14 protein-coding genes and 1 riboswitch are annotated in these 14882 nt (G+C 57.5%); of the genes, 11 read left to right on the top strand and 3 right to left on the bottom strand.

The genetic code is table 11. From position 1 onward, the window contains the following. Positions 1-2 precede the first annotated feature (2 nt). On the top strand, positions 3-785 hold the full coding sequence (locus tag ABJD00_RS15150) for a phytanoyl-CoA dioxygenase family protein (RefSeq protein ID WP_413832261.1): 783 nt from the start codon (positions 3-5) through the stop codon (positions 783-785). 47 nt (positions 786-832) lie between these two features. Here ABJD00_RS15150 and ABJD00_RS15145 read toward each other — a convergent pair whose 3' ends face one another. Then, positions 833-1744 (bottom strand): LysR family transcriptional regulator, encoded by a 912-nt coding sequence (locus ABJD00_RS15145; protein ID WP_413832259.1) that lies wholly within the window; start codon positions 1742-1744, stop codon positions 833-835. Between the two features lie 118 nt (positions 1745-1862). Between ABJD00_RS15145 and ABJD00_RS15140 the strand changes: the two genes are divergently transcribed. Further along, positions 1863-2798, top strand: coding sequence for a ring-cleaving dioxygenase (locus ABJD00_RS15140; RefSeq protein WP_413832257.1), 936 nt, complete (start codon positions 1863-1865; stop codon positions 2796-2798). Between the two features lie 11 nt (positions 2799-2809). Beyond that, a complete protein-coding gene (locus ABJD00_RS15135) occupies positions 2810-3343 on the top strand; it encodes an alpha/beta hydrolase (RefSeq protein ID WP_413832255.1) in 534 nt (177 codons plus the stop codon). 194 nt (positions 3344-3537) lie between these two features. Here ABJD00_RS15135 and ABJD00_RS15130 read toward each other — a convergent pair whose 3' ends face one another. Beyond that, positions 3538-4404, bottom strand: coding sequence for a hypothetical protein (locus tag ABJD00_RS15130; protein WP_413832253.1), 867 nt, complete (start codon positions 4402-4404; stop codon positions 3538-3540). A gap of 115 nt (positions 4405-4519) precedes the next feature. Between ABJD00_RS15130 and miaB the strand changes: the two genes are divergently transcribed. Beyond that, positions 4520-5845, top strand: a complete 1326-nt coding sequence (gene miaB, locus ABJD00_RS15125; protein ID WP_413832251.1) for a tRNA (N6-isopentenyl adenosine(37)-C2)-methylthiotransferase MiaB — start codon at positions 4520-4522, stop codon at positions 5843-5845. A 30-nt stretch (positions 5846-5875) separates the two neighbouring features. Here the strand turns inward: miaB and ABJD00_RS15120 are convergent, their stop codons facing one another. Next, positions 5876-6271: a hypothetical protein gene (locus tag ABJD00_RS15120; RefSeq protein WP_413832249.1), complete on the bottom strand. Its 396-nt coding sequence runs from the start codon at positions 6269-6271 to the stop codon at positions 5876-5878. Positions 6272-6889: 618 nt separating this feature from the next. Here ABJD00_RS15120 and ABJD00_RS15115 point away from each other — a divergent pair. From ABJD00_RS15115 to rpsA, 7 genes are all read left to right on the top strand, one after another. Continuing rightward, positions 6890-7906 carry a PhoH family protein gene (locus tag ABJD00_RS15115; RefSeq protein ID WP_413832247.1) on the top strand — a complete coding sequence of 339 codons (1017 nt, stop codon included), beginning with the start codon at positions 6890-6892 and terminating at the stop codon, positions 7904-7906. A gap of 47 nt (positions 7907-7953) precedes the next feature. After that, the gene (ybeY, locus tag ABJD00_RS15110) at positions 7954-8460 is read left to right on the top strand and encodes an rRNA maturation RNase YbeY (RefSeq protein WP_413832245.1); all 507 of its coding nucleotides are present in this window, start codon (positions 7954-7956) and stop codon (positions 8458-8460) included. Between the two features lie 53 nt (positions 8461-8513). Continuing rightward, on the top strand, positions 8514-9401 hold the full coding sequence (locus ABJD00_RS15105; protein ID WP_413832441.1) for a hemolysin family protein: 888 nt from the start codon (positions 8514-8516) through the stop codon (positions 9399-9401). Beyond that, positions 9398-10915, top strand: a complete 1518-nt coding sequence (gene lnt, locus ABJD00_RS15100) for an apolipoprotein N-acyltransferase (RefSeq protein WP_413832243.1) — start codon at positions 9398-9400, stop codon at positions 10913-10915. Before ABJD00_RS15105 ends, lnt begins: the two co-directional genes overlap by 4 nt. Before the next feature lie 9 nt (positions 10916-10924). Next, positions 10925-10975: riboswitch (SAM-SAH riboswitch) on the top strand. A 3-nt stretch (positions 10976-10978) separates the two neighbouring features. Then, positions 10979-12160 (top strand): methionine adenosyltransferase, encoded by a 1182-nt coding sequence (metK, locus tag ABJD00_RS15095; RefSeq protein ID WP_413832241.1) that lies wholly within the window; start codon positions 10979-10981, stop codon positions 12158-12160. Between the two features lie 115 nt (positions 12161-12275). Continuing rightward, positions 12276-12839 carry a hypothetical protein gene (locus ABJD00_RS15090; protein WP_413832239.1) on the top strand — a complete coding sequence of 188 codons (564 nt, stop codon included), beginning with the start codon at positions 12276-12278 and terminating at the stop codon, positions 12837-12839. 275 nt (positions 12840-13114) lie between these two features. Then, positions 13115-14776: a 30S ribosomal protein S1 gene (gene rpsA, locus ABJD00_RS15085; protein WP_413832439.1), complete on the top strand. Its 1662-nt coding sequence runs from the start codon at positions 13115-13117 to the stop codon at positions 14774-14776. Positions 14777-14882: the final 106 nt, after the last annotated feature.

Raw genomic sequence — 14882 nt, 5'->3', positions numbered from 1 at the left:
CCATGACTGACGTCACTGCGCAAGACGCCGCCACCTATCAGGCCGACGGCGTTTTGCTGATCCGCGGGCTCTTTGACGATCATGTGGACACCCTGCGGGCGGGCATCGCACGCAACATGGCTGAACCGGGGCCCTATGCGTCCACCAACGACCGGGCGGGCGATACCGGGCTCTTCTTTGACGACTACTGCAATTGGGAACGGATCCCGGAATTCCACGCACCTGTGCACGATCCAGCCATCGCGCGCGCGGCGGCAACGCTAATGGGCAGCGACACCGTGCAAATGTTCCATGACCACGTGCTGGTGAAAGAACCGGGAACCTCGATGGCGACACCATGGCATCAGGACGCACCCTATTACTTCGTCGAAGGGACACAGACGGTCAGCTTCTGGTCACCGCTCGATCCGGTGCGGGACGCGTCCTTGCGCTGCGTGGCGGGTTCTCACCTCTGGGAAAAAGACGTGCTGCCCACGCGCTGGGCGTCAGAGACCGCCTTTTTCGAAGGCGACTACATGGCAATCCCTGATCCAGAGGCCGAAGGGATGCGGATCGTGGAATTTGAAATGGAACCGGGTGACGCGGTCGCCTTCCACTTTCGCACACTGCACGGCGCGCGGGGCAATCACAGCGATGCGCGCAGACGGGCCTTTTCGCTGCGGCTGGTTGGGGACGATGCGCACTATGTCACGCGGCCCGGCCCAACATCACCGCCCTTCCCGGGGCACGACATGGTGCCCGGGCAACGGCTGCGCAGCGACTGGTTCCCCATGCTGCTTGCCTAAGGCACGTCCGTTCTCACTCAAGGGCCACCAACCAAATCGCCTCGCGCCTACACAGGCACGCGGAGATCCGGGTGATCGTCAATAAATGCCTCGAAATAATCGGCAAAGGTGCCAACCACCGGGGGCAAGCGCTCGTAGGGTGGATAAAACAGGGTCAGCCACAAAGACGGAATGGACCAGTCCGGCAAAACTTCGATCACCGCGCCAGATTGCAAACCATCTGCGGTGATAAAATCAGGCAGCACACAAATGCCCTCGCCAATCCGCGCCATGGCATAAAGAAAATCACCATTGTTCGAGATCACGGTTTTGCCCGCACGGACAGTGCGTTGCGCCCCGGCGCGGGCAAAGGACCACTGCTCCGGTTCCCCCTTTGCACCATAGGACATCAATGGCGCGGCGATCAGATCGTCGGGATGTTGCGGACTAGGCTGCCGGTTAAACAAGGCAGGGGCTGCGATGGCACGCCGGGGCACCTCACACAGCTTGCGCCAAATGGTGGATTTGTCTGTGGGTGGGCCTGACACACGCACCGCCAGATCACAATTTTCCTCAATCACGTCGATCAGAGTGTCGGTGAAATTGATCTCGACCGATATGCCGGGATAGGCCAGTCGAAAGCCCGCAATAACTTGCGGCAACAAGGCGATGCCCAGTGAAATGGGCGCAGTCAGGCGCAGATGGCCCGCATCCGGGCGGATAGAGCGTTGCAGGTCTTGGGTGACCTCTTCGAACCCTTCCAGCAGCGGGCGGTAACGGGACAAGACGGTCGCCCCGGCGCTGGTCAACGCAACCTGCCGCGTGGTGCGCACCAACAATTGCGCGCCAAGGTCCTGTTCCAACTGGTTGATGATCCGGGTCACAGACGCAGGTGCGAGGTCAAGCGCGCGAGCCGCCTGTGAAAAGCTTTTGAGGTCAGAAACCGCGCGCAGCACCCTAATAGGTTTCAACTCGATCATACGGCAGTCATAATTCCGTTTTCATCAATAATAAATGGATATCTTTGTCCATTTATTTTGCCCCCCAAGCAGGTATGTCTAACGACAAGCACATGGAACCAAAAATAAGGAGCCAGCCATGATCAAAGATATCAAAGGACTGCACCACGTCACGTCGATGGCCGGGGATGCCAACACCAACAATGCATTTTTCACGCAAACGCTGGGATTGCGCCGGGTGAAAAAGACCGTGAATTTCGACGCACCTGACGTCTATCACCTCTATTACGGGGACGAGGCAGGCACGCCCGGCTCGGTCATGACCTATTTTCCCTTTGGCCAAATGCCCAAAGGCAACCGTGGCGCGGGCGAGGTTGGGATCACCGAATTTGCCGTGCCAACCGGCAGCCTTGGGTTCTGGTCCGATCGCCTTGCCAGTCAGGGCGTCACGGGCCTGAACAAAGACACCGCCTTTGGCGAAACCCGGCTCAGTTTTGATGGCCCGGACGGCGACGGCTTTGCGCTGGTCGAAAGCGAGGCGCGCGACAGGGCGCCATGGACAGGCAACGGTATCTCTTACGATACGGGCATCCTTGGCTTTCACGGGGCACGGTTCCGTTTGCGCGACGTGGACGCAACGGGCGAGTTGCTGGGGTTCATGGGGTACCAAAAGGGCGAAACCGCCGGCGATGTCACCCGCTATGTGATCGAAGGCGGCAATGCTGCAGACACCATTGACCTTGAGCGGGTGACAGGCGCTGCCCCCACTGCAAACCAAGGAGCGGGGTCCGTCCACCACATCGCCTTTGCCGTCGAGGATCGCGCCGCACAATTGCGGGTGCGTGAGGCTCTGATGGACACTGGTTATCAGGTTACACCTGTGATCGACCGCGATTATTTCTGGGCGATTTACTTCCGCACCCCCGGCGGTGTGCTGTTTGAGATTGCCACGAACGAACCCGGTTTTGATCGGGATGAAGACACGGCACATCTGGGTGAGGCGCTCAAACTGCCGACCCGTTACGAACCGCTTCGCGCCAAGATCGAGGCGGGACTGCCGCCAATCGCAAACTGACGGAGGGTGCCATGACAACAACTTCGTATGAGGCGCTTGTCAAAGCGCCCGAAGCCGGACGCCCGCTGGTCTTTGCTTTTCATGGGACTGGCGGGGATGAGCATCAGTTCTTTGAGCTTGCCGGCCATCTGGTTCCGAAGGCGGGCGTTGTCTCGCCCCGAGGGGACGTATCTGAAATGGGTGCGGCGCGATTCTTTCGGCGCACGGGAGAGGGCGTTTATGACATGGACGATTTGGCCCGGGCTCGTGACAAGATGATCGCCTTTGTAATAGCCCATCGCACAGATCACCCCGCAAGCCCAGTCTACGCCTTCGGCTATTCGAACGGGGCGAACATACTGGCGTCTGTTTTCTTGCAGCGTCCCGATCTGTTTGACCGGGTTGCTCTTTTGCATCCTCTGGTCACTTGGGCACCGGTCACCACGCCCCAAATGAAAGACCGCCGCGTGTTGGTCACTGCAGGGCAACGCGATCCGATCACGCCTTGGCCAATGAGCGAAGAGTTGATTGCGTGGTTCAAGTTCGAAGGCGCGGACGTGCGCTAGGAAGTGCACGAGGGTGGGCATGAGTTGCGCCAAACAGAGATCGACGCGTTGGCGACCTTCTTCGCAGACTAACCAAGCGGGTCGGGGTCTGCAGTGCGTTGCTTGCTCTCTGGACTGCCGCGTCCAGCCGGGCCGTTCACTGCCTTCGTAAAATTATCGATGCGCGGCATGGTGCCCCAAAACCGCGATGGCTCTTAGAACCACTGCCCCGGCTCCATCAACCCCAGATCAAGGAGCTGGCGCGAATGCCACTCAAAGGGCGCCGAGTTGTGCCACGTGAACGTAGGGATATCAAAGGTACTGCCCGGGTTCAGTTTGAGGGCCTTGGCGGTGCGAAATGAACAGATCGCCGAGGTCAGGTTGTGGTGCCATTTGCAGGCATAGGTGTTGTATTCCTCGTCCGAAAACGTGTGATCCTCACGCAAGCTGAGACCCGGCTTGGTCTTGAACAGGGCAATCCGGTCGATCTTGCGCCGGGCTGCCGGTACATGTTCTTCATACCTCCATCGCAGCCCGCCGAAAAAGCTCAACTGACGTTCCTTCGGATGCTCTTTCTCATCAGGGCGGGCGAGCGCGTAATAGCCTGATTTGTCCAGATATGCCCGCTCGAGGGCCACCGCATTGGGAAATTCATGCAGATCGTCCGCGTAAAGGTCGATCACGTATGTCAGCATCGCAGACCGCCGCTCTTCAGCATGAAAGGCGAGCATTTCGCCGACCGTGCGCGTCTCGCAAAACGGATGGAACAAGTATTCGGCGTTAAAACAGTAATACATCCACGTGTCAGCGGGCAGCGACGTGATAAGCAGATTGACAGCCGTTTCCATGGCGGCCGGAGCTGTCATGTCATAGTCAACCCGGATCACGGAGTCTTCCAGGTCACGGGGCAGGGTAAAGCTGCGCGGCATGCAGGCGATGAGCGATTTGAACCCAATCTGCTGGTGATGGCGCAGAGTGGTGCCGACTTCCACATCGTCCTCGACAAGGACCAAAGCCACTGGCCCCTGCGGCGGCACCGCAGCGGTGGATTTGATCATCGTGGAGAGGCTGTCGTAGTGCATCAGGCTAGATCTTCACGGTTTCTCCCTTTCATTCGGTTAATCTGCCACGCATTGCAAGAGAGCCGTGCCGCTGCTAGATCGCCAACCTGATCCCTTCAACACCTGGATGCGCCCCATGACGACGCCGAAAAAGCTCTTTATCAAGACCTATGGCTGCCAGATGAACGTCTATGACAGCGAACGCATGGCCGAGGCCTTGGGCGGGCAGGGATATGAGGAGACCACAGAGGCGGGCGAGGCGGATATGATCCTGCTCAACACCTGTCATATTCGGGAAAAAGCGGCGGAAAAGGTTTACTCCGAACTCGGTCGCATGAAAGCGCTCAAGGTTGAAAAGCCCGACCTGAAAATCGGCGTGGCTGGGTGCGTGGCCCAGGCTGAAGGTGCCGAGATAATGCGCCGCCAACCGGCGGTCGACCTTGTGGTTGGCCCGCAAAGCTATCACCGCCTGCCAGAAATGGAGGCCAAGACGCGCTCGGGCGAGAAAGCGATCGATACGGATTTCCCCGAGGAAGACAAATTTGAGCGTCTGAAAACTCGCCCAAAGGCTGCGCGTGGACCTTCAGCCTTCCTGACTGTGCAAGAAGGTTGCGACAAGTTCTGCGCCTTTTGCGTGGTGCCCTACACCCGTGGTGCCGAAGTCAGCCGTCCGGCTGCCCGCATTCTGGATGAGGCCCGCGATCTGGTTGAACGGGGCGTGCGTGAGATCACGCTTTTGGGCCAGAACGTGAATGCCTATCACGGCGCCGGACCGGATGGCTCGGATCACACCCTGGCTAAACTGATCTGGGATCTCGATAAGGTCGACGGGCTCGAGCGCATCCGCTTTACCACGTCCCATCCCAACGACATGACTGATGACCTGATCGCGGCACATGGCGAATGCGAGAAGCTGATGCCATACCTACACTTACCTGTGCAGTCTGGCAGTGACAAAATCCTGAAGCGGATGAACCGCAGCCACACTGCCGAAAGCTATCTGCGGATGATTGAACGTATCCGCGCAGCACGCCCGGACATCTTGATGTCTGGAGACTTCATCGTTGGCTTCCCGGAAGAAACGGAAGAAGATTTTCAGGCGACACTCGATCTAGTTGAGGCCGTGAATTACGGCTACGCCTATTCATTCAAATATTCGACCCGGCCGGGGACACCTGCGGCTGAACGCGCGCAAGTGAATGCAGCAGAGGCCGACGAGAGGCTGCAACGCCTGCAACAGTTGATCACCAAGCAACAGCGCGCCATTCAGGAAGGTATGGTTGGGCGGACAGTTCGCGTACTTTTCGAAAAGTCTGGGCGCCTCCCCGGTCAGATGGTTGGCAAAAGCGAGTACCTGCATGCTGTCCACGTCGCAGACCCCAAAGTGCAAACGGGAGACTTGCGGCGCGTTCAGATTATTGGGTCAGGTTCGAATTCACTTCAGGGCGCACTGCTGGACTAAATCGGACCAGCGGACCGGAGCGACCAATCGTCAGTCACTAAAAACAAACTTACCACTGGGGTGAAGCGGCGGTGTTTCGGCGACGATCCGGCGTAGCTGTGCCTCCATCCATTCAGGACGGTCGACGCCATATTCCTCACGGCATATGCGCTCGCCTATCGCAAGGGCTTGTGTTTGCGTGTAGCCGTACTCGACAAGTTCATCGATGAAAATTGCGGCTGGACGGTCCCAGTGGACCACCTTCCATGGGCCGCGAAAGCAACTGATAATGAACTCGTTACCTGAAGTGCCGGGCTTGGTGGGTTCACTAACTCGCTCGGCGGCCGCCGGTGTTGCGGCCAAAAAAGTCGTGGCGGTCAAAAGCGCCGCAATCATCGCCATGATCGATATACGAGCCGAACCTGGAACTTTGAGAAATGAACGCATTGTCTATACGCCTTCTTTTACCATTTAAAATTTACAGAATGTGACGGTACTGCGGTTTTTTTAGGGCTGCAATCATGCTCAACCCAAGCGAGCGGCTTTTTGCAACTGGGGCAACTGGGGCGGTATCATTGTCTGGTTTATGGGCAAAACAGGTTTTAGTCCGAGAGACTGTTTAGGAACTGGCGACAGAGCTGAGGGCTAAAATCGTCATGATTCGATCCTCTTTGATACGGCGTCTGGCCAGACCGCTTGGCAGACCGGACGCTGGCACCACACCCCATGGGTCAGAAAGCTGACGCAGTCTGCTTTCATCTATCGGCATAATGTGAGCAATATTTAACCACACTCGCTTTTGATGGAATGATCCTGCGTTCGTCGACCCTATAGGCACGTTAGTTTGTTTGCTGACTGTCAACAATGCGCCCCGTTAAGCATACTGCGTAGGGAAAACCGGCATAATGTGAGCGGCTGGGATCGGGCGTATTGCGATCTGACACCCAAGATCTGATCGGTTCAATTGCGGAATTGTTTCAAATTGACGAATTTTTGCATGCACCGCTTGCGCGTCACCGCCGAACTTGGCACGCTGGTCCCAGAACGCCAGACGAGGAGAGCGGATTGGCCATTGGTGCCCTGACCCCATCGCCATCGAAAATTGCACCTGCAGAGGTGCAGATCGAATTTCCCGACAACCGACTGTTGATTGATCTGTGTGGTCCCTATGACGGGCACCTCACAGCGATTGAAGCTGCGCTTGATGTCCAGATCGTCCGTCGCGGAAATGTGCTGGTTTTACTTGGTGAAGAGGCCGCACAGGCCCGCGCCAAAGAGGTGCTTCAGGCTCTGTATCTGCGTCTGGAGGGGGGCAAGGAAGTCGCCCCTGCGGATGTCGATCGCGAATTGCGCATGGGCAGATCCGAAGAAGACACCGGCACCCGCGATGGCGACCAACTGGAAATGCCCGTCGGCAACCGGATCGAGATTAAGACTCGAAAGAAATTGGTTGAGCCGCGCACGGATGCGCAAAAGGCCTATGTCCAGTCGTTGTTTGATAATGAATTGGCCTTTGGTATCGGGCCTGCAGGCACGGGCAAAACATATCTTGCTGTGGCTGTGGGTGTGTCGATGTTCATCTCTGGCGAGGTCGACAAGATCATTCTTTGCCGCCCGGCGGTCGAGGCCGGCGAACGCCTCGGCTTTCTGCCCGGTACGCAAGAGGAAAAGGTCGACCCGTACATGCAGCCTCTTTATGATGCGCTGAATGACTTTCTCCCGGGCAAACAACTGGCCAAGCTGAAAGAGGAAAAGACAATCGAGATTGCGCCGCTGGCCTTTATGCGCGGCCGTACATTGTCGAATGCCTATGTCGTGTTGGACGAGGCGCAGAACGCCACCACTATGCAGATGAAGATGTTCCTGACGCGCCTTGGCGAAGGGTCGCGCATGGTGATCACCGGCGACCGCACCCAGATCGACCTGCCGCGCGGCGTGCCCTCGGGCTTGTGGGATGCCGAACGGTTACTGAAATCTGTGCCAAAAATCAGCTTTAACTACTTCACGTCCAAGGACGTGGTGCGTCACCCGCTGGTCGCGGCGATTATCGAGGCATATGAGGCGGATACAGAGGCGTCCTGACCTTCTCTGTTTTGGAAAAATCTCGGGGGTCCGGGGCCTGGTCCCCGGTGAGCAAACACCTGCAACATGACATCGACATCCTGATCGAAGATGACCGCTGGCAAGCGCTGGACTTTGGTCAATTGGCTGCACGCACCATCATCTATGTTCTGGATGAGCTTGTCCGCCGGCCGGCAGAAGTGTCCGTGTTGGCCTGCGATGATGCGCGTATCACAAAACTGAATGCCGAATTTCGCACCAAAACAACCGCGACAAACGTACTCAGTTGGCCCGAGACCGATCTCAATCCCGAGAAAGAAGGCGCAGAACCGGATGCCCCGACACCCGATCCAGACGGCACAATCAGCCTCGGCGACATTGCCATCGCCTATGACACCTGTGCCCGCGAAGCGGTCGAACAGGACAAGCCCATGGTTGACCATGTCACTCATTTGATCGTTCACGGAACGCTACATTTGCTGGGCTACGACCATATCCGTGACCTTGACGCCACGCGGATGGAAGCACTTGAGGTCGAAATACTTGGCAATTTGGGGGTCACTGACCCATATTAGGAGGCATCGACGCCCCTCCGAATCTGGGGGGCATGAAAACTGGACAGGAGCCAATGGGCGAAAACGACGGATCGTCTGGCGCAGCGCAGCGCGCGCAGTCAGACAACGACACCAACGAACCCGTACAGGCTGGTGGTTTTTTTGCGCGTGTGATTGGCGCACTCACCCCTTCAGAAACAAATGGCTTGGAAGACGCGCCAGACGTGCCGCGCCCGCAAGAGCATGGTATGATAAATCTGCGTCGGATGCGGGTTGAGGATGTGGCCGTTCCGATGGCTGATATTACGGCTGTACCAGACACTGTTGGGCTTGATGAACTGGTCAGCGTGTTCAAGGAAAGCGGACTGACACGGTTGCCGGTGTTTGAGGGAACGATCGATACCCCGATCGGCTTTGCACATCTCAAAGATATCGCGCTTAATTATGGGTTCAACGGCGGTGGCACGGAATTTGATCTGCGCGCAGGTCTGCGCCCGCTGCTTTTTGTGCCCCCGTCCATGAGTATTGGTGTGCTGCTGACCAAAATGCAGACCGAGCGTCGTCACATGGCGTTGGTGATCGACGAATACGGCGGTGTAGATGGTTTGGTCACCATCGAGGACCTGATCGAACAGGTTATTGGCGAGATCGAGGATGAGCACGACATCGACGAAGACGTCATGTTCACCCGCGAAAAGACAGGGTGTTATTTGGCTCTTGCCAAGACGCCGTTGGATGAGTTTGAAGAAGAGGTTGGTATTTCACTTACCACCCACGATGACGTGGATGAGGAAGATATCGAAACACTCGGCGGGCTTGTCTTTATGCTTGCGGGGCGGGTTCCGGGCCGCGGCGAAGTCGTTCAGCATCCGGATGGCCCGGAGTTCGAAGTGATCGATGCCGATCCGCGCCGAATCAAGCGGCTCCGTGTGCGCTTGACTGGGCGGGACGCCGCCGAATGATCCAAATGACGGCCCGCCTTGCGGCCCTTCCACGTTGGGCGCTGGTGGTGTTGGCCTTTGCTTCGGGCGGGATCGGGGCGTTGGCCCACGACCCGCACGCTTTTGCGGCAGCGATTTTTGTTCCCCTCGCAACCGGTTTTGTTCTGTTGCACCGCTCGCCCAATTGGCGCACGGCGCTTTGGAACGGCTGGGCGCTGGGCACAGGCTACTTCGTGCTCACGCTCACTTGGATCACTGAACCTTTTCAGGTGGATGCTGCCACAACCGGCTGGATGGCCCCGTTCGCGCTCGTACTGCTTGCTCTGCTGCTGGGCAGTTTCTGGGCGCTTGCACTTGGAATCGCGCATTGGACTGGCGGGCGGGCGTGGATGCTTGCTGTGACTTGGGCGGGGGTTGAGATGCTGCGCGCTTACGTCTTCACCGGTTTTCCTTGGGCGACGCCAGTTCAGGCGTTTGTGGATGTCTGGGCCGGGCAGGGGCTTGCGTGGCTTGGACCACATGGTCTGACGTTGTTGGTGTGCGGTGGCGTCACCGCGGCAAATTCGGTGCCAAAGAACTGGCTGCTGTGGGGTTTTCCATCTGTTTTGATCGCAGCCCTTGGCCTGGTCCCGATCTCTGCGCGCGATGTTCCAATGACCGATCACACCGTTCGTTTGGTCCAACCAAATGCCCCGCAGGACGAAAAGTGGGACCCTGAAAAAATCTCCGTTTTTGTGAACCGCCAGATCGAATACACTGCGAGCCCCGGTGCACCGGACCTGATTGTTTGGCCTGAAACGGCGCTGCCCTATCTGGCCGAAAATGCGCAGGTTGTCTTTGACGTGATCGCCGATGCGGCCCGCGGCACGCCGGTCGTTCTGGGCATTCAGCGGCGTGAAAAGAGTGACTATTTCAACAGCCTTGTCGTGCTGAATGAGGGCGGGCAGGTCACGCAGACCTATGATAAACACCATCTCGTTCCGTTCGGAGAATACATGCCGGCGGAATGGTTGTTTCGCCACATCAATGTCGGCGGTCTCGCCCAAAGGGCCGAGGGCGGGTATGCCGCCGGGCCGGGACCGCGTTTGCTGGATTTCGGAGATATTGGCACGGCTTTGCCACTCATTTGCTACGAAGCCGTTTTTGCGCACGATGTCGGGCGCGCCCTGAATCGACCTGCCTTTTTGATGCAACTGACCAATGATGCTTGGTTCGGGTCACGTTCAGGCCCGCAGCAGCATCTTGCCCAAGCCCGGATGCGCGCAATCGAACAAGGGTTACCGATGGTCCGTGCCGCCAACACAGGGATATCCGCGATGATCGATCCGCAGGGCCGGGTGATTTCGTCAATTGGTTTGAACCAAGCGGGCTTCATTGATGCACCCTTGCCTGCGCCAGGCGCGCTGACTTTATATGCGCGCACTGGCGATCTTCCTTGGGCGCTTGTCCTGTTGTCTGGCCTTTTGGCCATGGTGTTGCGGCGTTTGTTTACCGCCCGCCCGATATCCATTGACGCAGACCAGAGTGGGGCGTAAGCCGCCCGCTACGCACTACAACGGCTTCCTGACGTGGTGTATGGACTTTAAAATGGAGCGCTTATGTCCCGTCAAAACTATACCTTTACCTCGGAATCCGTGTCCGAGGGTCACCCTGATAAGGTCTGCGATCGTATTTCGGACGCCGTCCTCGACGCCTTTTTGTCCGAAGAGCCAGAGGCGCGTGTAGCCTGCGAAACCTTTGCGACGACAGATCGTGTTGTCATCGGGGGCGAAGTCGGCCTAAGCGATCAGGACAAACTGACAGATTACATGGGCAAGATCGACGAGATTGCCCGGGCCTGCATCAAGGATATTGGATACGAGCAGGACAAATTCCACTGGAATACCTGCGAGATCACCAACCTTTTGCATGAGCAATCTGCGCACATCGCTCAAGGTGTCGACGCGTCCGGCAACAAGGACGAGGGTGCCGGAGATCAGGGCATCATGTTCGGCTTTGCCACCAATGAAACGCCAGAGTTGATGCCAGCACCAATCCACTATGCCCACGCGATCCTGCGCCGTCTGGCAGAAGTGCGCAAAGACGGGACCGAACCCGCTCTTGGCCCGGACGCCAAATCACAACTGTCTGTGATTTATCGCGACGGCAAACCGGTGGGCGTGTCCTCGCTTGTGCTGTCGACCCAGCACCTCGTAGAAGACCTGTCCAGCGAAGACATCCGAAATATCGTGGCACCCTACATTGCCGAAGTCCTCCCTGACGGCTGGTTGACCGATGAAACCGAATGGCACGTGAATCCAACGGGAAAATTTGTCATTGGTGGTCCTGATGGAGATGCCGGGCTGACAGGACGCAAGATCATCGTGGACACCTACGGTGGCGCGGCCCCTCACGGTGGTGGTGCATTTTCCGGAAAAGATCCGACCAAGGTAGACCGCTCGGCGGCCTATGCAGCGCGCTATCTGGCTAAGAATGTGGTTGCGGCGGGCTTGGCTGACAAATGTACGATCCAGCTGAGCTATGCCATTGGGGTGTCTAAACCTCTGTCGATCTATTGCGACACTGTGGGCGCGAACGGCGTGGACAATGCCGCGATTGAGGCGGCTGTGGCAAAGGTCATGGATCTTACGCCTCGCGGCATTCGTGAACATCTGTCACTGAACCGCCCTGTCTATCAGCGCACTGCCGCTTATGGCCACTTCGGCCGTGCTCCGGATGCGGATGGTGGGTTCAGCTGGGAACGCACTGATCTTGTGGATGCGTTGAAATCAGCACTCTGACATCAGGCGGGGCGCAGAATACCTGCGCCTTACCTCTTTTCGATCACCAAACGGTGCGTGGCTTTTGATGCGCAGTCGGCCTAGCCTTTCGTCATCATACGAAAGGTTTCGCCCTATGCCACTGCGCTTGCTTCGCCTGATTGTTTTGCTCTCTGCCCTTTTCGTCTGTGCATCCTTCGCGTTTGCGCAAGACGGCGAGGCCCCTCAGTCCCCACCGACGACCGAACCACCGATGACGATGGTAAGGATGGCTGAGATTATCCGTGCGATTGACCCTGAAGCGCAGGCTGCAGGCAATGCCATCCAGTTCGTGATTGACGACATTCCATTGTTTGTCGTTGCAGACCCGATCGCTGACCGTATGCGCGCTATGGTCCCGATCCGGTCTGCTGAGGGTTTGGCAACGGATGAACTGATGCGTCTGATGCAGGCAAATTTCGACACCGCGCTTGATGCTCGATATGCGGTGGCGCAGGGGCGTTTGTGGGGGGTGTTTATTCACCCCCTTAGTCCACTCGAAAAGGACCAGCTGTTGTCGGCGTTTGTCCAGACTATCAACGTGGCGCGCACCTACGGGCAAACCTATTCCGGCGGGGCGCTCAGTTATGGGGGCGGAGACAGCAACGGGATCTATCAGGAACTTTTGAAAGAGTTGCAGGAACTGGGTGAGGAGATCTGATACCCGCCAAGGCGAGCACTCTGGAGTATTTGCGGTTCGGAGAGCTTTGCATCACGCCTATTGCCCTGAGCCGCAACTGACGCTATACGCGCGCTCGTCGCCAAGGTGTAAACACCACGCAAGACATCGAGAAGAGCAGGGTCGGACTATTCCGGCCCTCTTTGTTTTGCTGATGCATCTGACCAATGAACCCGATCAAGACCGGCGGAGACAACCGCACGGCCCGTGAAAAACAGAAATAGTTAGGAAACCGACGCCACATGGCTGATAAAATGATGGAGGAATTCGAAGCCCTCCTTGAAGAAAGCTTCGAAATGGACACACCCGAAGAAGGGTCTGTCGTCAAAGGCAAAGTACTCGCGATCGAAGCGGGTCAAGCCATCATCGACGTAGGCTACAAGATGGAAGGCCGCGTCGAGCTCAAAGAATTCGCAAACCCCGGTGAAGCCCCTGAAATCGCAGTTGGCGATGAAGTGGAAGTCTTCCTGCGCTCGGCCGAAAACGCCAAGGGCGAAGCGGTTATCTCTCGCGAGATGGCACGCCGTGAAGAAGCTTGGGATCGTCTCGAAACCGCCTACGCTGGCGAAGCACGCGTCGAAGGCGCGATCTTTGGCCGTGTCAAAGGTGGCTTCACGGTTGACCTCGGCGGCGCCGTGGCCTTCCTGCCCGGTTCTCAGGTTGATGTGCGCCCCGTGCGGGATGCAGGGCCACTGATGGGTCTCAAGCAGCCGTTCCAGATTCTGAAAATGGACCGTCGTCGTGGCAACATCGTTGTCTCACGTCGTGCCATCCTTGAAGAATCCCGCGCCGAACAGCGCGCCGAAGTTATCGGTAACCTGACTGAAGGTCAGACAGTCGACGGCGTGGTCAAGAACATCACTGAATACGGTGCGTTCGTGGACCTTGGCGGTGTAGACGGTCTGTTGCACGTGACCGACATGGCATGGCGTCGTGTGAACCACCCGTCGGAAATCCTGACGATTGGCGAAACGATCAAGGTGCAGGTCATCAAGATCAACAAAGAGACGCACCGCATCTCGCTTGGTATGAAACAGCTGCAAGAAGATCCATGGGATCTGGTGGCCGCGAAATACCCGCTGGAATCCAACCACACAGGCCGCGTGACCAACATCACGGATTACGGTGCCTTTGTTGAACTCGAGCCCGGTGTCGAAGGCCTCGTGCACGTTTCTGAAATGTCCTGGACCAAGAAGAACGTCCATCCGGGTAAAATCGTGTCGACCAGCCAAGAAGTCGAAGTCATGGTTCTGGAAATCGACGGTGCCAAGCGCCGCGTGTCTCTGGGCCTGAAACAGACTCAGCGTAATCCATGGGAAGTGTTTGCAGAAACGCACCCCGAGGGCACCGAAGTCGAAGGCGAAGTCAAGAACATCACCGAATTCGGTCTGTTCGTTGGTCTGCCTGGCGACATCGACGGCATGGTACACCTGTCCGACCTCTCTTGGGACCAGCGTGGCGAAGAAGCCATTCAGGACTACCGCAAGGGCGACATGGTCGGCGCGGTTGTGTCTGAAGTCGACGTTGAGAAAGAGCGCATCTCGCTCTCGATCAAAGGTGTCGGTGGTGACAAGTTCGCAGAAGCGGTTGGCGGCGTGAAGCGCGGTTCGATCGTGACTGTCGAAGTAACGGCGATCGAAGATGGCGGTGTCGAAGTGGAATACGAAGGCATGAAGTCCTTCATCCGCCGCTCTGACCTCAGCCGTGATCGCGCCGAACAGCGCCCCGAGCGGTTCTCGGTCGGTGACAAGGTGGATGTGCGCATCACCAACATCGACAGCAAGACCCGTCGTCTGGGTGTGTCCATCAAGGCGCGCGAGATTGCAGAAGAGAAAGAGGCCGTCGAACAGTATGGCTCTTCTGACTCCGGTGCGAGCTTGGGCGATATCCTTGGCGCGGCATTGAAAACCGACGAGTAAGGACGGGCCTGCGGGCCTTGCCAGAACATTCGAAAAAGGGGGGCTTCACGGCCCCCCTTTTACGTTTCAAACAGGCTCAACCAGCGCCCGAATCAACACGCGACCC

The sequence above is a fragment of the Tateyamaria sp. genome (genome assembly GCF_039945315.1).
In the GTDB taxonomy this organism is placed as follows: Bacteria; Pseudomonadota; Alphaproteobacteria; order Rhodobacterales; family Rhodobacteraceae; genus Tateyamaria.
This window is presented reverse-complemented; position numbering and strand designations above follow the sequence as displayed.

What these genes read in the sequence shown, in the direction of transcription:
- miaB (WP_413832251.1), top strand. Translation starts at nt 4,520, where the DNA reads ATGACGACGCCGAAAAAGCTCTTTATCAAGACCTATGGCTGCCAGATG.
- lnt (WP_413832243.1), top strand. Translation starts at nt 9,398, where the DNA reads ATGATCCAAATGACGGCCCGCCTTGCGGCCCTTCCACGTTGGGCGCTG.
- rpsA (WP_413832439.1), top strand. Translation starts at nt 13,115, where the DNA reads ATGGAGGAATTCGAAGCCCTCCTTGAAGAAAGCTTCGAAATGGACACA.
- ABJD00_RS15145 (WP_413832259.1), bottom strand. Translation starts at nt 1,744, where the DNA reads ATGATCGAGTTGAAACCTATTAGGGTGCTGCGCGCGGTTTCTGACCTC.
- ABJD00_RS15120 (WP_413832249.1), bottom strand. Translation starts at nt 6,271, where the DNA reads ATGCGTTCATTTCTCAAAGTTCCAGGTTCGGCTCGTATATCGATCATG.
- ABJD00_RS15105 (WP_413832441.1), top strand. Translation starts at nt 8,514, where the DNA reads ATGGGCGAAAACGACGGATCGTCTGGCGCAGCGCAGCGCGCGCAGTCA.
- ABJD00_RS15150 (WP_413832261.1), top strand. Translation starts at nt 3, where the DNA reads ATGACTGACGTCACTGCGCAAGACGCCGCCACCTATCAGGCCGACGGC.
- ABJD00_RS15135 (WP_413832255.1), top strand. Translation starts at nt 2,810, where the DNA reads ATGACAACAACTTCGTATGAGGCGCTTGTCAAAGCGCCCGAAGCCGGA.
- metK (WP_413832241.1), top strand. Translation starts at nt 10,979, where the DNA reads ATGTCCCGTCAAAACTATACCTTTACCTCGGAATCCGTGTCCGAGGGT.
- ABJD00_RS15090 (WP_413832239.1), top strand. Translation starts at nt 12,276, where the DNA reads ATGCCACTGCGCTTGCTTCGCCTGATTGTTTTGCTCTCTGCCCTTTTC.
- ABJD00_RS15140 (WP_413832257.1), top strand. Translation starts at nt 1,863, where the DNA reads ATGATCAAAGATATCAAAGGACTGCACCACGTCACGTCGATGGCCGGG.
- ABJD00_RS15130 (WP_413832253.1), bottom strand. Translation starts at nt 4,404, where the DNA reads ATGCACTACGACAGCCTCTCCACGATGATCAAATCCACCGCTGCGGTG.